The organism is Pseudomonas sp. GL-RE-26 (assembly GCF_019956275.1).
Taxonomy (GTDB): domain Bacteria; phylum Pseudomonadota; class Gammaproteobacteria; order Pseudomonadales; family Pseudomonadaceae; genus Aquipseudomonas; species Aquipseudomonas grandcourensis.
Window position 1 is genome coordinate 1 of record NZ_JAHBDI010000048.1, and the last position, 18,026, is coordinate 18,026.

General features: G+C 61.3%; 13 protein-coding genes and 1 pseudogene. 12 read left to right on the top strand and 2 right to left on the bottom strand.

Going from position 1 to position 18,026, the window contains the following annotated elements; all coding sequences use genetic code 11:
• Together KGB07_RS23520 and KGB07_RS23525 are read left to right on the top strand one after the other, a co-directional pair.
• Positions 1 to 355: hypothetical protein (locus tag KGB07_RS23520; RefSeq protein ID WP_223466683.1), on the top strand; the 355-nt coding region annotated here is incomplete at its 5' end.
• 451 nt (positions 356 to 806) lie between these two features.
• Positions 807 to 2,726 (top strand): tyrosine-protein phosphatase, encoded by a 1,920-nt coding sequence (locus KGB07_RS23525; RefSeq protein ID WP_046042399.1) that lies wholly within the window; start codon positions 807 to 809, stop codon positions 2,724 to 2,726.
• A 51-nt stretch (positions 2,727 to 2,777) separates the two neighbouring features.
• Here the strand turns inward: KGB07_RS23525 and KGB07_RS23530 are convergent, their stop codons facing one another.
• Positions 2,778 to 3,725 carry an AraC family transcriptional regulator gene (locus KGB07_RS23530; RefSeq protein WP_223466685.1) on the bottom strand — a complete coding sequence of 316 codons (948 nt, stop codon included), beginning with the start codon at positions 3,723 to 3,725 and terminating at the stop codon, positions 2,778 to 2,780.
• Between the two features lie 280 nt (positions 3,726 to 4,005).
• Complete coding sequence (locus KGB07_RS23535) at positions 4,006 to 4,458, bottom strand: hypothetical protein (protein ID WP_046042397.1); 453 nt, start codon at positions 4,456 to 4,458, stop codon at positions 4,006 to 4,008.
• A 323-nt stretch (positions 4,459 to 4,781) separates the two neighbouring features.
• Here KGB07_RS23535 and KGB07_RS23540 point away from each other — a divergent pair, with 323 nt between their 5' ends.
• From KGB07_RS23540 to KGB07_RS23585, 10 genes and pseudogenes are all read left to right on the top strand, one after another.
• Positions 4,782 to 6,503 carry a SulP family inorganic anion transporter gene (locus tag KGB07_RS23540; protein ID WP_223466687.1) on the top strand — a complete coding sequence of 574 codons (1,722 nt, stop codon included), beginning with the start codon at positions 4,782 to 4,784 and terminating at the stop codon, positions 6,501 to 6,503.
• 58 nt (positions 6,504 to 6,561) lie between these two features.
• The gene (gene ppk2 / locus KGB07_RS23545; RefSeq protein WP_223466689.1) at positions 6,562 to 7,380 is read left to right on the top strand and encodes a polyphosphate kinase 2; all 819 of its coding nucleotides are present in this window, start codon (positions 6,562 to 6,564) and stop codon (positions 7,378 to 7,380) included.
• A 481-nt stretch (positions 7,381 to 7,861) separates the two neighbouring features.
• Positions 7,862 to 8,365: a type VI secretion system contractile sheath small subunit gene (tssB, locus tag KGB07_RS23550; RefSeq protein ID WP_046042394.1), complete on the top strand. Its 504-nt coding sequence runs from the start codon at positions 7,862 to 7,864 to the stop codon at positions 8,363 to 8,365.
• Positions 8,366 to 8,399: 34 nt separating this feature from the next.
• Entirely contained in the window at positions 8,400 to 9,938 is a 1,539-nt protein-coding gene (gene tssC, locus KGB07_RS23555; RefSeq protein ID WP_223466691.1) for a type VI secretion system contractile sheath large subunit, read from the top strand.
• A gap of 41 nt (positions 9,939 to 9,979) precedes the next feature.
• Positions 9,980 to 11,335 (top strand): type VI secretion system baseplate subunit TssK, encoded by a 1,356-nt coding sequence (gene tssK, locus KGB07_RS23560; protein WP_046042391.1) that lies wholly within the window; start codon positions 9,980 to 9,982, stop codon positions 11,333 to 11,335.
• A pseudogene (gene tssL / locus KGB07_RS23565) lies at positions 11,332 to 12,008 on the top strand (type VI secretion system protein TssL, short form). The gene tssK and the pseudogene tssL overlap by 4 nt, the downstream one beginning before the upstream one ends.
• A gap of 9 nt (positions 12,009 to 12,017) precedes the next feature.
• Complete coding sequence (locus KGB07_RS23570; RefSeq protein WP_223466693.1) at positions 12,018 to 13,757, top strand: OmpA family protein; 1,740 nt, start codon at positions 12,018 to 12,020, stop codon at positions 13,755 to 13,757.
• Positions 13,758 to 13,772: 15 nt separating this feature from the next.
• Positions 13,773 to 14,264, top strand: a complete 492-nt coding sequence (tssD, locus tag KGB07_RS23575; protein WP_046042388.1) for a type VI secretion system tube protein TssD — start codon at positions 13,773 to 13,775, stop codon at positions 14,262 to 14,264.
• A 150-nt stretch (positions 14,265 to 14,414) separates the two neighbouring features.
• Positions 14,415 to 17,057, top strand: a complete 2,643-nt coding sequence (tssH, locus tag KGB07_RS23580; RefSeq protein WP_223466695.1) for a type VI secretion system ATPase TssH — start codon at positions 14,415 to 14,417, stop codon at positions 17,055 to 17,057.
• The coding region (locus tag KGB07_RS23585; protein ID WP_223466697.1) for a type VI secretion system Vgr family protein at positions 17,054 to 18,026 on the top strand (973 nt) is incomplete at its 3' end. The genes tssH and KGB07_RS23585, both read left to right, overlap by 4 nt.

The window sequence follows — 18,026 nt, forward strand, 5'->3', positions numbered from 1 at the left end:
TGGTAATGGCGGCGGAAATGGTGGCGGTAATGGCGGTGGAAACGGCGCAGGCCACGGCGGCGGCATGGGTGGCGGACACGCCGGTACAGGCCACTCCGGCAGTAACGGCCGCGGCAACGGGCTGGACAGCGACCATGCCGGCAAATCCGTGCGCGACCATGGCCTGAGCGGGAACCACTACGGTAGTGAGCGCAACGATGACAATGGTCATGGTTCCACGACCTCAGGCATCGCCCATTCCAAGGATACTCGCGGCATCTCCAAGGCCAGGGCTATTTCGGCCTCGACGCCGGGTGAGCACAACACCAAAGGCTTGAGCAAAGCAGGGCTGTCGACCTCGAAAAAAACCCATTGAGTTCGCGGCGACGGATCAGTTTCTAGAAAAGCAAAAAACCCGCTGCAAGGCGTAATGCTGTTCACTTAAGCGCGGTGCTTCAGGCACACCTACTTTTGTGGCGAGGGAGCTTGCTCCCGCTGGGCTGCGTAGCGGCCCCAAAAATGTGACAACAATGCCATTTTTTGTGAGTGCCGCGCACTCAAGCGGGAGCAAGCTCCCTCGCCACAGATACAGTGTTCGTCCTTAAGTGAACAGCATTACGCTGCAAGGCGGGTTTTTTATGCCTGGAAATTGATCGGCGACCACCGCGCATCTCGTTTTCCGCCAGCACAATGGGCATTACACGGACAGAAAACGAGCCACCTGGACACATCGCGCAGTGATTTGCGTTTGCAGGCGATTTGTCATGTTCAGCGGCATTTCAATGTAGATATTAGTCAGCCCAACGCGATTTCAATGAGGCTGCACTGTGTTCCAACGACTTGTGTGTTCGCTGTCTGTTTTGAGCCTGTCCATCGCTGCCGCCCAAGCTGCCGAGACAGTCCCCCTCAACACCCCGCGCCTGAAGAGCATCGACAACTTCCGCGATGTCGCCGGTCTCACCACCGCGTACACCACGGCCAATGACGGTACGATGCGTGGCGGGGTGTTTTACCGCTCCAACGCGCTGACGCCGTCGGCGGCGGATCTGGCGACCCTCAACGGCCTGGGCATCAAGGCGGTCTACGACCTGCGCACGCCCAGCGAGATCGCCGCCACGCCCGACAAGATGCTCACGGGAGCGACGTACACCAACATCGACATCATCGGCGGCTCCACGTCGGGTGCGAACGTCACCAACATTGCGTTCCACAGTGCCGCCGAAGCCACCGCCATGATGCAGGACACCAACCGTGATTTCGTCCGGAACCCGGGGATGCGCAGCGAGTTCAACCAGCTGTTCAATGAGCTCGCCACGGTTGACGGCGCCGCGCTGTTCCACTGCACCGCCGGCAAGGACCGCACGGGCTGGACCGCCGCTGTGCTGCAAAGCATCGCCGGGGTCGACGATGCCACCATCATGAGCAACTACCTGGCGACCAACGACTACACCGCCGCGCGCATCAAGGCGACCCTGGCGGCGTTGCCTCCGAGCCTGGCGACCATCTATGGGCCGCTGATCGGTGTGGAGGCCAGTTACCTGCAAGCCGGCCTGGACCAGGTGACCGCGCAATACGGCACGATGGACAACTACCTCAAGGAAGGCCTCGGCCTGTCCCAGGAAACCATCTACGTGCTACGCGGCAAGATGGTGTTCTACAACAGCCTGCCTGGCGCGGCGGACCTGGCCGGCAACGCCGCGGCCGGCGCGCAGTTGTTGCAACAACTGCAGAACAGCAACCTGTCGGGCACCTACAGCGCCTACAACTACTACCTGCAGTCGGCCATCGATGCCCGCAGCCTAGGGGGCGTCGAGTCCACCGTCGGCGGTCAGGTGCATGCCGACGCCGCGAGCTATCTGCTGCGCCAGGGCGCGATGATCGAACAGGCCAGCGCGCCGTTCACCAGTGGCATCGACCTCAAGGCCGGGCAATATCGCCTGTGGAGCACCGCTCTGGCGGGGTATCTGGGCACCGATGGTTCGTCCCAGGCCTCCAGCAGCAACGAGCATAGCCAGGGCATGATGATCGGCCTGACCCAGCGCTTTTCCGAACAGCTCAGCGCCCATGCCGGCTTCGGCTACAGCAGCGGCAATGTCGGTGGCGCAGGTGGCGAGGCCGATACCGACCTGACCTTCTTCAGCGTCGGCGCACGCTTTGCCCCGAACGGCCTGGAGCGCGGCCTGTTTGTGGATGCCGATGCCAGCGCCGGCTATCTCGATTACGAGAGCAAGCGCGAACTCGGCGGCGGTCTGGGCACGGCCAAGGGCGACAGCCATGGCAACCTCACCGGCGCGACCCTGGCGCTCGGTTACCGTGTACCGGTAAACGGCGTGACCCTTGAGCCGAGCCTCGGCGTGCGGATCAGCCACGTCAACCTGTCGGGCTTCCAGGAAAAAGGCAGCGAGCTGGCCCTGGATGTCGACGGCATCCACGAGACCCGCAAGAGCGCGGTGGCCAACCTCAACGCATCCTTTGCACCTGTCGGCCTCGGTGCCTGGCAAGTGGTGCCGGGGGTGCAAGTGGGCTACGAGCATGTGTTGGGCGACCATGAAGTCGACAGCGAAGGGCAACTGCTGGGCCTGGACATCGAACAGCAAGCCGCCTTCGACAACCGTGACCAGTTCACCGGTGGCGTCAACGTCATGGCCAACCTTGGTCCGTGGAGCGTGGGGGCAGAAGTCGGCGCCAGCGGCGGCGGCGACAGCCACGGCTTCAATGGCGGGCTGAAGGCCAGTTATCTGTTCTGACGATCAGTTAAGGCAATTTGTGGGAGCGAGCTTGCTCGCTCCCACAATGTCTCAATTGGTCGCTATCGGCCGCGTTCGCAGGCCCTTTCTCACGTCTGCGGGGCTGATGCCGTAGGCACTCTGGAAATACTGGCAAAACCGGCCGACATTGCTGAAGCCAAGTTGCAAGGCCACGTCTGTCACCGACGGCGACACCCCTTGGGACAGCGCGGCAAAGGCGCGCTCCAGGCGGACCTGGCGCTGATAGGCAACGATCGAGGTGCCCATGAAACGCTGAAAACCTTCCTGCAATGCGCGCAGGCTGACGTTGGTCAATTGCGCCAGCTCGGTGCCGCTGGCCAGGTGGTCGGGGTGCTCCTGGATGTACTCGACGGCCAGCTTCACATGCCGTGGCGCTATCAGTGGGGAAGGGCGCTGAAGAGCTTCGGTGAAGTTGTGCGGCCAGGCTTCCAGTACCGCATCGACCAGCATTTCGCGAAGGCGCGAAGGCATCAGCGAACCTGTGTTGATCAGCAGGTCGAACTCGGTGCCTGTGGCCAGTTCAATCAACGCCCGGATGCCCTGCAAGGCCGACACATTCAGGTCCACCACAGGTTCGAAATGGACCTTTTGCAGGATAGGTTTGCCCAGCAGCGTCGACAGGCGCTCGGTAATCAGCTGGCGGCTGATCGAAATCCCGTGCTGTGCGTGGTTGTCGACAAAGCGCGCCGAGCGGACCTCGGCTTTGTCGATCGCCAGGCCGATCTGCGCGAAACCGACCGACTCGGTAACGTGGTTGAAGATGATCTTCCCGGCGGTGGGAATGACAAAGGTGATTTCATCAAGGGGGGCGGGAAAAGCCACCGTGAAGTCACCGCGATAGTGCATGCGACGAAAACTGACACCTTCGTGCCGGCCGTAGACCCCGCCGATGATGATGTTTTTCGGCGGCGGCGGAGAGTCGCAATAGAGGTTGCCGAACAGGCTCGAGAACAACGCGCCGAAGTCGTCGCAGCTCATGTCGTTGGACCTGATGATGATTTGCTTGCGCGTCGTGCTTGCGTACACCTGAAGTGGCACCTTGAGCGGATGGGCAAAGCCCTGGTACAGGGAACCGGGCGATCAGAGATCGAGCGGATGCGGTTCGGGAAAGCGCTTGGACGTTATCAGTGAGTAATGACAGGCTTGTTACCGGTTGTTGCCGCCGGCCCCGGTTCCGTTCACCCGACGCCACCGCTCGCACCGGACAACCGGTGGCACGAGCGGTACCGGGGCGTGAGCCGACCTGAATCGGCCGCGGCTATTTCACCGGTTCTGTTGCCTTGATATCCCCGCAAAAGATATCGACGTTGCCATCGGTCGAAGCCGTTCGCACGACCACCGAATACTTGCCGTCAACCAGGGTTTGCAACGGCACAGGCGCGGTTCTGGTAAAAGACCAGCCGCGTACGGGCTGGCGTTCGGTGTTGACGGTGTCGTTCATCGCGTAGGCGACTGACCCGGGTTGCTCGCAGCTGCCATTATTGATGAAGGAGTAAAGACGCAGGGGCAGGGTAACCCCCATTGGAGCACCGCTGATGAAGAAACTGAGCCCGGTTTTCTTGTCCCAGTCGGTCAAGGTGACGGTGCCGATCTGGCCGGCGTTTTGCCGGGTGGCGACCAGGTTGACGTTCACGCCGTGGGTCGATGAAGTGGTGCAGCCGAAAAGGCTTGCCGCAACCATGAGTGCGGCCAGTGAGGTTCTGAGCTTCATTGCCAAACTCCTGAGTTGAAGAACTGCAATGGGGGGAATTAGCGGGTATAGCTCATTTATTGCTTTCATGACGTCGTCCATATAAGGCTTTCCATTTTTTAGTGGTGATGGTGGGGCGTCTGTCTCCTTCGCCAGCCATGTGGCGGCGTAGCCGTGCAAACCGGCTACATTTGTAACTGGTCGAGTCTGCGTGGATTGCTTGTTGGCACACGCGCTTCGATGCCGATGAAGGTTTGCAATGGTTATGCGTGCAGTTAACGGATTGTGCGGTCAGTTGAGCCCACTCATCATCCGCACGGGACGATTTGCCACTGGAGTGACTGATGAATCAACAAGGCAGCCATCCGCAAGAGCGGATTCCAGGCACCCCACAGCGGGGAACCTTGCGCAGCCTGTTGATCCCGGAGTGGCTCGGCAGCTACCGGCCAGACTGGCTGCGAGGCGATGTGGTCGCCGGGCTGACGGCAGCGGCCGTGGTCATTCCAAAGGCGCTGGCGTACGCCACTATTGCCGGCCTTCCGGTGCAGGTCGGGCTGTACACGGTGCTGGTGCCGATGGTGATCTATGCCGTGCTCGGCACGTCGCGCCCGCTTAGCGTCAGCACCACGACCACCCTGGCCATTCTCGCCGGCTCCGCGTTGGGCCAGCTCAGCCCCGATGGCGATGCGGCGACCTTGCTCGCCGGCTCCGCCACGCTGGCCCTGATGGTGGGCGCGATCCTGATTGTCGCCGGGCTGCTGCGCCTGGGTTTCGTCGCCAATTTCATTTCCGAACCGGTGCTGGTGGGTTTCAAGGCCGGCATCGGCGTGGTCATCGTGCTCGACCAGTTGCCCAAGCTGTTGGGCACGCACATCGACAAAGGCGGCTTCCTGCACAACCTGGTGGCCACGGTCCAGAGCGTCGGCCATGCCTCGCTGCCGACCGTGGCGGTCGGCGTGTTCATGGTCCTGCTGCTGGTGGGCATGAAGCGTTTTACACCACGACTGCCAGCGCCTTTGATTGCGGTGGCGCTTGGCATCATCGGCATGAGCCTGTTTGGTCTGGAGCGCTTTGGTGTGTCCGCCGTCGGCGTGGTGCCGATCGGACTGCCCGCGCCGACCCTGCCGGTATGGTCGATGGCCGAGACCCTGTGGTCCTCGGCGATGGGTATCGCGCTGATGAGTTTCACCGAAACCATCGCGGCGGGGCGCGCGTTTGCCCGCAGTGACGAGCCCGCGCCACAACCGAACCGGGAGCTGCTGGCCACGGGCGTTGCCAACATCGGCGGTGCGTTTCTCGGGGCCATGGTCGCCGGTGGCGGGACCACCCAGACGGCGGTGAACCGCCTGGCCGGCGCCCGTTCGCAACTGGCCGCACTGGTCACCGCCGCACTGGCACTGGGCACGTGCCTGCTGCTGGCACCGCTTATTGGCCTGATGCCCAACGCCACGCTCGCTGCCGTGGTGATCGTCTATTCGGTGGGCCTGATCGAACCGGCGGAATTTCGCGAGATCCTGTCGGTTCGCCGTACCGAATTTGCCTGGGCCGTGGTGGCCATGATCGGCGTGATACTGCTGGGCACGCTGCAAGGGATCGTCGTGGCGATCATCGTTTCGTTGCTGGCCCTGGCCTATCAAGTCTCGGACCCGCCCGTGCATGTCCTGGGACGCAAGCCTGGCACCAATGTGTACCGACCGCAGTCCGCCGAGCACATCGATGACGAACACTTTGACGGGTTGCTGTTGCTCAGGCCCGAAGGGCGGGTGTTCTTCGCCAATGCCGAGCGCATCGCCGACAAGATCCGGCCGCTGATTGACGTGGCGGACCCCAAGGTCGTGGTCCTGGACCTGCGCAGCGTGTTCGACCTGGAATACACCGCGCTGAAAATGCTCACCGGGGCGGAACAGCAACTGCAGGAAAAAGGCATTTCATTGTGGCTGGTGGGCATGAGCCCGAGCGTATGGGAAATGGTCATCAAGGCACCCCTGGGCCATGCGCTGGGCGAGGCGCGCATGTTCTTGAACCTGGAACTGGCGATTGAACATTACCAGCGCAGTCGAGGCTGAATGAACGCGGCCGGGGGAACTCCGGGCGCGGTGTGAGGCATTGGAGGAGGTATCGGGCATGGCAAAGAAGAAGGCGGCAACGAAAAGCAAGCCGGTCGATAGCGGCAAACTCAAGAACAAGGTGTATATCGAGGAACTGGCGCGGCTGCATGTCGAGATGGTGAAGCTGCAGGAGTGGGTGCAGCACACGGGCGCGAAGGTTTGCATCATCTTCGAGGGCCGTGATGGCGCCGGCAAGGGTGGGACCATCAAGGCGCTCACCGAGCGGGTCAGTCCGCGGGTGTTCCGGGTGGTGGCGTTGCCGGCACCGACCGACCGGGAAAAAAGCCAGATGTATGTGCAACGCTATCTGCCGCACCTGCCGGCGGCTGGCGAAGTGGTGATCTTCGATCGCAGCTGGTACAACCGCGCCGGAGTCGAGCGGGTCATGGGCTTTTGCAGCGAAGAACAGGTGCGCAATTTTCTCACCTCGGTGCCGCGCGTCGAGCAGGCACTGGTGGAATCGGGAATCATCCTGATCAAGTACTGGCTTGAAGTGAGCCAGGAGGAACAGACCCGACGGCTCAAGGAGCGTATCACCGACGGGCGCAAGATATGGAAGCTGTCACCCATGGACCTCAAGTCCTATAACCGCTGGTACGACTACTCCCGTGCCCGGGACGACATGTTCGAGGCCACCGATACAGACTTCGCCCCGTGGCGGGTCGCCAACTCGAATGACAAGCGACGGGCGCGACTGAACATCATCACCGATGTGCTGGGCAGCATTCCCTACGAGGAAGTACCGCGGGCGAAAGTGAAGCTGCCCAAGCGGCAAAGCCCGGGCAACTATCGGGATCCGAACTATCCGTTCAAGTACATCGCAGAGAAATTCTGAAGTCTGCCTGGTCTGTGCTGCCTGTTCCCGGTTCTGGACCGGGCGCAGGCAGTCATGACATTCCACCCCACCCCACCCCTGGTTTTCCTGGAAAACCGTATCGACTGGTTTCACTGCGACTGCATTGAGTCGCCTTCAAAGCACGCCAATAAGCTATTTGTAGGAAACTTCTTAAATAGCGTAGGGAGATTGCTTTTTATAGTGAGAGTAAGTTCCCAGCGCGGTGTACGTTCGGTCTTTATATGTTTGTCGTGGGTAGAATGACTTCGTACGATAGTTCACCATTGCCTCCGGAAAGTTTTAAGCTTTTGTTTCATTGATTGCAGTTTCACTTCAAAAGGTTCATTTTTTTGCGGTCGAGAAAAGATCGAGAACGATGGCTGTTAGTTTATCTGGATATGTCAATGCAATGGCTGAACCAGATTTTTGTAGTTGATTATTTGTAACTGTGCATGCAGTTACAAATATCCAAGGAGGATTTATGGCTTCTGGTAGTTTTCAAAACGAAGTGCCAAAGGCACGAATCAACATCAAACTCGATTTGCATACTGGCGATGCCCAGAAAAAAACCGAATTGCCGCTCAAGTTGATGGTGATGGGTGACTACAGTAACGGCAAGGAACAGCGCCCTTTATCCGAGAGAAGCAAAGTCGCCATCGACAAGAACAACTTCGATAGCGTACTGGCCGAATTTTCTCCCGAGCTCAAGCTGGCGGTGGCCAATACCCTGGTGGAGGATGCCAGCGACGCGGAGGTCGTTCTGGGTTTCCAGAGCATGAAGGATTTCGAGCCAGAGCAGGTGGCCCGGCAAATTCCGCAACTGCGCGCACTGCTGGCAATGCGCAACCTGTTGCGCGACCTCAAGTCCAACCTTCTGGACAATGCCAGGTTTCGTCTGGAGCTGGAGCGAATCCTCATGGACGAGGCACTGACTGACGAACTGCGAGGCGAGTTGGCTGCATTGGCTCCGCAAGCCGTTCGTTAATTCACCTCGGTCTGTTTAAAAGGAAGTTTTCAAAATGTCTATCGAACATTCTCACATGCAATCGCGTGGCACTACGGTGTTGCCTGAAGAAAGCCAGGGCGTGTATGGCGCATTGTTTGGCAAGATCAATCTCAACCCGGTAAAAGCGTTGGGCGAGATTGAAATGTTTCAAAGCTCCGAGGCACTGTCGGACGTTTCTGTCGATGAGCGTGTTACCGCCGCGGTCAGTGTTTTCCTGAAGTTGATAAAGCAGTCTTCGCGCAAGGTCCGGCGTCTGGACCGGACACTGCTGGATGAACATATCGCATCGCTGGATGCGCAAATCAGCCGTCAATTGGACGCTGTGATGCATCACCCGGATTTCCAGCGGGTCGAGTCCACCTGGCGCGGCGTGAAATCGTTGATCGATCAGACCGATTTCCGCCAGAACGTACAGATCGAATTGCTGGATATCAGCAAGGATCACCTGGTCCAGGATTTCGAGGATGCACCAGAGATCGCGCAAAGCGGTCTGTACATGCATACCTACACCCAGGAGTACGACACACCGGGCGGTGAGCCGATCGCCGCTGCCATTTCCAACTTCGAATTCGACCGCAGCCCGCAAGACATTGCCTTGCTGCGCAGTATTTCCAAAGTCTCGGCAGCAGCGCACATGCCTTTCATTGGCTCCGTCGGCCCAGCCTTTTTTGGCAAGCGCTCTATGGAAGAAGTGGCCGCCATCAAAGACATCGGCAACTACTTTGACCGTGCCGAATACCTCAAGTGGAAAGCGTTCCGCGACAGCGATGATGCGCGATACATCGGTTTGCTCATGCCCCGTGTGCTGGGCCGTCTGCCTTATGGCCCGGACACCGTTCCAGTGCGCAGCTTCAACTACATCGAAAGCGTCAAGGGGCCGGACCACGACAAGTACCTATGGACCAACGCCTCGTTCGCCTTCGCTGCCAACATGGTCAAGAGCTTCATCGCCAACGGCTGGTGCGTGCAGATCCGCGGTCCGCAGTCTGGCGGCGCGGTCACCGACCTGCCGATCCACTTGTACGATCTGGGCACTGGCAATCAGGTGAAGATCCCTTCGGAAGTGATGATTCCGGAAACACGCGAGTTCGAGTTCGCCAACCTCGGTTTCATCCCGCTGTCGTACTACAAGAACCGTGACTATGCGTGCTTCTTCTCGGCCAACTCCACGCAGAAGCCGGCGTTGTACGACACCCCGGAGGCCTCCGCCAACAGCCGGATCAATGCGCGCCTGCCGTACATCTTCCTGCTGTCACGCATTGCCCATTACCTGAAGCTGATCCAGCGCGAAAACATCGGCACCACCAAGGATCGCCGTTTGTTGGAGCTGGAGTTGAACAAGTGGGTCAGCGGGCTGGTCACCGAGATGAACGATCCGGGCGACTCGCTGCAGGCTTCGCACCCGTTGCGGGCTGGCCGGGTCACCGTCGAAGACATCGAGGACAACCCGGGCTTCTTCCGCGTCAAGTTGTATGCCGTGCCGCATTTCCAGGTGGAAGGCATGGACGTCAACCTGTCGCTGGTTTCGCAGATGCCCAAGGCGAAAGCCTGATTCCTGCTCACACCCACGCCACTTCGTAGGGATACGACCTCATGAAAATCGACCGCCCCTTGTGGGCCGCGGGGGCATTGCTGTCCCCACAGCAATTCCAGCAGCAGGCGCGCTGGGAGGCCTGGGCCAACGAGTGCCTGGCTCGTCTTTGCCTGGTGCACCCTTGGGGCGTTCGCAGTGTCGCCTTCGACCTGGAAGCTCTGCGCCTGGGCACGCTCAAGGCCACCCGGCTCAATCTGCGGATGCCGGACGGTACCCTGATCGACAGCGATCAAGTGGATCGGCTGCCCCCCGGTCTCGACCTGTCGCGCCTGCAGACCGGTGACAGCCAGACAGCTACCTTGCTGCTGGCCCTGCCGCTGGAGCAGGCCAATGGCAACAACTGCCTGTTCGATGGCGGGCAAGGGGATCGGCCTACCCGATATCGCCAGGACTGGCGACGGGTGCAGGACATCTACACCGATGAGGTGCAATCGGTCGGCGTGCTGGAACAGGTGCTGAGCCTGCGCTTCGAGCACGACGAGAACGGCGATTACCTGACCTGTCCCATCGCACGGTTGATGCGCGACGGGCAGGGCGCCTGGAGCCTTGACCCCGATTACATTCCGCCGTTGCTCAGTTTCGCCGCGCACCCGGGGTTGCTGACGCAATTGGATAACCTGTTGAGCCAGCTGTCCTCCAAACGCCAGCGACTGATGGGCATGCGCCGCGAAAGCAATCAACGCATGGCCGACTTCGCCGTTGCCGACGTGTCATTGTTCTGGCTGCTCAATGCCTTGAACACTTACCAGCCGGTGTTGGCCGATCTCAAGGCCTGGCCTGCGCGACCTCCCGAGCAGGTCTATCTGGAGTTGACGAAACTGGCCGGCAGCCTGCTGACCTTTTCCCTCGAACACGATGTCGAGCAGATTCCGCCTTACCGCCACGAAGACCTGGAAAGTGTGTTCCCGCCACTTTTGCGCATGATTTCCACTTTGCTGGAGGCCAGCCTGCCTTCGCGGGTCATTGCCCTGGACCTTGAAGAAAGTTCGGCCAATCGCTGGCAGGTGCGCCTCGATGACCATCGACTGCGCGAGCCAGACAGCGCCGACTTCTACCTGTCGGTGCGTTGCCGCCTGCCAGCGGTGCAACTGCAGAGCCAGTTCCCGCGCCTGTGCAAGATCGGTACACCGGACGAAGTCGATCAACTGGTCAACGCCGCCCTCGACGGCGTGCCGTTGCAGTCCCTCAGCCATGTGCCGGCGGCCATTCCCCTGCGCCTGGAAAACCAGTACTTCGCCCTCGACCTCAACCATGTCAAGGGCAAAGCCATTCTGGCTCAGGGCGTTTGTGCCTTCTACGTCCCGAGCACCCTGGCCGACGTCAAACTTGAACTGTTCGCGGTACTACGTGCATGAACCTGATCGAAACGAAAAAACACGACGCGGTTGATATCGACGCATTGCTGCAGGACAGCTACCTGCTGGTGGTCGAGTTGCGGCTGGGTGCCTCGGCGCAGAACAGCGATGAAGTCAAAGCGTTGTGCGTGCAGCAAGTCGAACGCCTTCGCCAGTCGCTTGCAGAGGCGGGGCTGACGCACGCAGCATCGACCATATCAGCCATGCGCAATGCGCGTTGCTGGATGAAACCATGCTCAACCTCACCCGCGACAATGCCCATTCGCGCTGGGCCAGCGAACCCTTGCAAACGAAGTTTTTCAATCGCCATCAGGCCGGGGTGTTCCTTTATGAGGACATGCGTGAGGTGCTGCGCGAACCCGCAGCGGATCCGCTTGTGTTGACTGCGTTCCAACGGGTATTGACCCTGGGCTTCAAGGGTCTTTATGCCGATATCAATGATCCGGAGCGCGAGCAACTGTTGACCACCCTGAATGAACGGGTCGCCCCTTTGCAATTGCATCGGCGGTCGACCGCAACGGTCAGCGGCGGTCGAGGCCTTACGGTGAGCCCGGGCCTGCGCTCGCCCCTGGTCAATGCCCTGGTAGCCGGCCTGTTGCTGGTCGGTGTCTGGTACGGGCTCGATCAGTGGTTGGGTAGTCTTGTGGCGACGCTATTGTCCGCAGCAGCCTGAGGTGAGCCAATGACGCTCAAACTCAAACAAGGGCTCTGGCTGTGGGCAGGGGCGCTGGCCTTGATGCTGCTGGCGATCATCCCGCTTGGCGGATGGACGCGTGTGGTCGGGGTCTTGATCGTTGTCGGCAGTGTTGCGCTGGCGTGGGGCCGGGCAGTGCGTCAGGCAGCGCTGCAACGGGACCTGCCCGGTTCGCTCGATGATTTCGCAATGCCACCGGCGAACTACCGCCATCCTGTGGTGCTGGTCTGTGGCGACGGCCTGTCCGGCCTGTTTGGCGAGGGGGGCGCCGATCATCCTGCGCAGCGCTTGACCGAGCAGGGATGTTACTTGCGGGTCTCCCGTGTGGAACAGCTGCCGGGGCTGGTCGACAGCATCATGACCTTGCGTCCCCAGTGGGGCGGACAGCTCAGTGTGATGTTTGTCGTCAACCCGGGCGAACACACCAATGCCGGGGTGCTGGCCGGGCAGGTGCGCACCTTCAATCATCAGGTCGCGCTGACGCGCAAGCGCGGCTTTAGCTTGCCGTTGATGCTGGTCAGCTATCTGCAGTCCCCTGCAGCCAAAGGGGCCTGGTTCAGTTGGGGCGCCGGCCAGGACCGCTGCAACATTCTGCAGGCGGGGACCAGCTTCAGCCCGAACGACTGGTACCGGCAGTCCGCTTGCAGTGAAGTCCATACCCAACGTTTGCAGGCCGGCATCCAGCTCAACAGTGCAGCTGCCTGGCTGGACGAACATGTCCTGGCGCACTTCACCCGCCGTGAAGGTCGCCACGCTATCGGCCTGCCGCTGGTGTGGGCCTGCACCCTGGTGCCGACACTGCCCGGTTATGTGCCCGGCAACTTGTGGCGGCAATGGCAGCGGGACAAGACCGCGCTGCTGGACGCCGATGGCGCTATACAGGAAACGGGGGAGCCGTTGCCGTTTCCTGACCCTCTGCTGAGTCTGCTGCCCCGGCAGCCTCAACCATCACCCAAGCGTGGCGCAATCGTGATCGCGGTATGGGGGTTCACGTTTGCCACCGTTGTCGCCCTGATCAGCTCGGCCTGGCAGAACACCTTGCTGCTGCGCCAGGTCAGTGACGACCTGCGGCGCTACACGTCCATTGCCCCGCCGACGCGTCTTGAGCAAGCCGAATTCGCCCGGCGCGAGGATGCGTTGAACGTGCTGCGCGAGGACGCGGTTCGCCTTGACGCCTACTACCGCCTGGGCGCCCCCATGGCTCTGGGTTTTGGCCTGTATCACGGCGAGCGCCTGCGTGACCGGGTGTTGACGACCATAGCCGATCACAAGCAACCGTCGACCCGCCCGCTGGCGGCACGTACCGCGCGAACGGTGCGCCTGGACAGTCTGTCGCTGTTCAGCAGTGCCAGCGCCCGGCTCAAGCCCGAATCAACCAGGGTGCTGATCGATGCCCTGGTCGGCATCAAGGCCCAGCCTGGCTGGCTGATCGTCATCGCCGGGCATACCGATGCCGTGGGCAGCGACGAACACAACCTGCACTTGTCCCGTGCCCGCGCGGCAGCGGTACGTGAGTGGATGCAACGCATGGGTGGCATCCCCGACAGCTGCTTCGCGGTGCAGGGCTTTGGCAAGAGCCAGCCGATCGCGAGCAATGACACCGAGGGGGGGCGTCAAGCCAACCGTCGCGTCGATATCCGTCTGGTGCCGGAAGCGGGGGCCTGCGTGCTACCCACGGTCGGGGCCGACGTTCAACTCCCTGCCGCAAACGCGGCATTTGTGTACTGAGAAAAGGAGCTTCACATGGCAATTCCCGTTTACCTGTGGCTGAAAAATGACGGCGGTGCGGACATTAAAGGTTCAGTGACCGTGCAAGGTCGCGAAGGCAGTATCGAGGTGGTCGCTCACAACCACAGCGTCTACATCGCCAGCGACGATAACACCGGAAAATTGACCGGTACGCGGACCCATGCTCCGTACGTGTTCACTAAGGAAATCGATGCTTCCAGCACATACCTCTATAAGGCTGCTACTACAGGCCAGACACTCGAGAGCGCCGAGTTCAAATTTTATCGCATCGACGACGCTGGCCAGGAAGTCGAGTACTACAACACCCTGCTTAAAAAAGTGAAGGTAGTGAAGGTCGAGTCGAAAATGCACGACGTCAAAGATCCGGACAAGGCGAAACTCAACCACCTGGAAGAGGTTGAGTTGCGCTACGAGGAGATCTTCTGGGACTTCAAGGACGGAAACCTCAAACACGACGATAAATGGGACAAACGTAGTAGAGGGTAACGTTGAATAACCAGCAGGCAGGCCTCTGCCTGCTGGTTCCGGTGCACTGGGTTGAGCGTCTGTGCGCGGACGTTCAACCCAGCCCATCCCGACACTTTCCATCGCCCTGACCGACTATCCGCTGACCCTTCAGCACAAGGACGTACCTCCATGACCGACAACTCCACGCGCCTGCTTCGCCGCCTCAATCCTTACTGCGCCCAGGCGCTCAGTGCAGCGGCCTCCTTGTGTCAAAGCCGAGCCCATGGGCAAATCAGCATCGAACACTGGCTGCTCAAGTTGCTGGAGCAGGGCGAGGGCGACCTGACCCTGATCGCCCGTCGTCATGAATGGGACATGGACGCACTGTGGCGCGGTCTGCTTGACCATCTCGACAGTCTGCCGCGCAGCGTGCAAGGCAAGCCGCAGTTGTGCGGCAAGTTGCACAAACTGATCGAGAGCGCCTGGTTGCGCGCGTCGCTGGAAGGGCATGACAGCTTGCGATCGGCGCACCTGCTGGGCGCGCTGCAGGACAGTCCGCAACTGCTGGATAGCGATGCGGCCTGGCTAATGCTGAGCCTCAGTGAAATCCAGTTGCAGCAGCTGTCGACGCTGCTCGATCAACACTCCGAAGAACGCCCGCAAGTCCAACAGCAAAGTGCGTTGGACCAGCCCCCGGCGTTACCTGTCCCCGGAGCTGCCGTGCACGATGCCTTGCAAGCGGTACTGGACAGGTTCACCCAGGACATCACCGCCAAGGCGCGGGCCGGGCAGATCGACCCGGTGTTCGGGCGTGACGATGAAATCCGCCAGGTCATCGACATCCTCAGCCGGCGGCGCAAGAACAACCCGATCCTCGTCGGCGAGCCCGGCGTGGGCAAGACCGCGCTGGTCGAAGGCCTGGCCCTGCGCATTGCCGACGGCAACGTGCCCGACAGCCTCAAGGCAGTCAGCGTGCGCACCCTGGACCTTGGCCTGCTGCAAGCAGGCGCCGGGGTAAAAGGCGAGTTCGAGCAACGCCTGAAAAACGTCATCGACGCCGTGCAGCAATCGGCCAACCCGGTGCTGCTGTTCATCGACGAAGCCCACACCCTGATCGGCGCCGGCAACCAGGCGGGTGGGGCGGATGCGGCGAACCTGCTCAAGCCGGCCCTCGCGCGAGGCGAATTGCGCACCATCGCCGCGACCACCTGGAGCGAATACAAACAGTACTTCGAGCGCGATGCCGCCCTGGAGCGGCGCTTTCAGATGGTCAAGGTCGACGAGCCGGACGATGCCAGCGCCTGCCTGATGCTGCGCGGCCTCAAGGCCCGTTACGCCAGCCATCACGGCGTGCACATTCAGGACGCGGCGGTGCAGGCCGCGGTCAGCCTGTCGCGGCGCTACCTCACGGGCCGCCAGCTGCCGGACAAGGCCGTCGACCTGCTCGACACTGCCAGCGCGCGGGTGCGCATGAGCCTCGACTGCGAGCCCCAGGCACTGGTGCGGCTCAAGGCCCGGCATGCCGCGCTGGAGCTGGAGCGGCGCGCACTGGAACAGGATGTGCAACTCAATGGCAGCGACTTGAGCGAACGATTGACGCTGATCGCCGGGCAGCAGGTCGAGATGCAACAACAGCAGGACGACTTGCTGTGCCAGTACCGCTATGAACTTGACCTGACCCGACAATTGCTCGATGCGCGTCAGGCCGAACCGGCCCGCAGCGACCTCTGCGCGAAACTGCAGGAGCAATTGCTGCGGGCCCAGGGCAGCCAGCCAATGCTGTCCCTGGACGTCGATGCACGCAGTGTTGCGGAAGTCATCGCCGACTGGACCGGCGTGCCCCTGGGCAGTTTGCTCAAGGACGAACAAGCCAGCCTGCTGACTCTGGAATGGCAACTCGGCGAGCGGGTGATTGGCCAGGAATCTGCCCTCGGTGCCTTGGCCCAGCGCCTGCGCGCAGCCAAGACCGGCTTGACCGAAGAGCAGGCGCCGTTGGGGGTATTCCTGTTGGTGGGCACCAGCGGCGTCGGCAAGACCGAAACCGCCCTGGCGCTGGCGGACTGCCTGTTCGGTGGCGAAAAATCCCTGATCACCCTCAACCTGTCCGAGTACCAGGAAGCCCATACCGTCAGCCAGCTCAAGGGCTCGCCACCGGGTTACGTCGGTTACGGCCAGGGCGGCGTGCTCACCGAAGCGGTGCGCCAGCGGCCCTATAGCGTGGTGCTGCTGGATGAAGTGGAAAAGGCCCACCGCGACGTGCTCAACCTGTTCTACCAGGTGTTCGACCGCGGCTTCATGCGTGATGGCGAAGGACGCGAAATCGACTTCCGCAACACTGTCATCCTGATGACCTCCAACCTTGGCAGCGATGAGCTGCAAAACGGTCTGCGCGAACAGCCCGAAGCCAGCGACAGCGACTTGCACGAATGGCTGCGACCGCTGCTGCGCGAGCACTTCCAGCCGGCGTTGCTCGCCCGCTTCCAGACCCTGATCTACCGCCCGCTGCTGGCCGACGCGCTCAAGCATATCGTCGCCCTGAAACTTGCCAAGGTCGCCAGGCGCCTGCACAGCCATTACGGCCTGACCTGCCAGATCGAGGATGGCCTGCACGATGCATTGGTCGCCGCCTGCCTGCTGCCCGACACCGGTGCGCGCAACATCGACAGCCTGCTCAACCAGCAGATTCTGCCGGCGCTCAGCCAACAGCTGCTGCAGCGTCAGGCCGCCAAATACAAAACCCTTGGCGTGACCCTGGGCTGCAGCGATGAGGAGGGCATCACGCTGCAATTCACCGACGGACCTTCAGTCGTTGCACCGGAGGGCCGAGCATGAACCCGGTCTTCGACCACAACCGCCACACACTCAAGATCGACAAACTCGACACCCACCTCGACGTCCTCACCTTCGAGGGTCATGAGTACCTCAGCCAACCCTACCTCTACCGCATCGAATTCACCGCCAGCGACCTCGACATCGGCGCGGAAAAATTCATCGGCCAGTACGCCGAGTTCAGCCTGTACGACGCACCGTCCAACGTGCCCGTGTTCTCTTGGGAAGTGCCCAAACCGCCCAAGCCCCTGCGCACCGTCTATGGCCGCATCACCGCCTGCCAGCGCCTGTCCGGCTCAATCGACGAAGCCCGCTACGAAGTCATCCTGCAACCGCGCCTGGCCCTGCTCGATCGCGGCCAGCAAACGCGGATCTATCAGCACCAGTCCGTGCCAGACATCGTCAAAAACATCCTGCGCGACCGCCATGGTCTGGACACCGGGCACTTTCGCTTCAACCTCAAGCGCGAGTATCCGCAACGCGAGCAGGTGATGCAGTACCAGGAAAGCGACCTGGCTTTCATCAGCCGGATCCTGGCCGACGTCGGCATCTGGTACCGCTGCATCCAGCACGAAGAGCTGGCCTTCGACGTCGTCGAGTTCTGCGACGACCAGCGCTGCTACCAGTTCGACGTCGAACTGCCGCTGCGCCCGCCGTCGGGCTTCAGCAACAGCGAGCAGGACAGCGTCTGGGCCCTGAAAACCCGCCACCGGGTGGTGGAACAGCACGTCAGCGTACGCGCCTATCACCCCGACGACAGCCGCGCCTTCCTCGACGGCGAGGTCGACCAGACCCTCGGCGAGCCCACCACCCACGGCGTGGCCACGATCCGCGGCGTCGCCGACAACACCTACGGCGACGCCTACCACTACGCCGAACCCTACCGCGTGCTCGGCAAGTCCCACCTGCGCGACGAAGACCTGCAAAGCGAAAGCGGCTTTTTCTATGCGCGCCTGCGCCACGAACGCTACC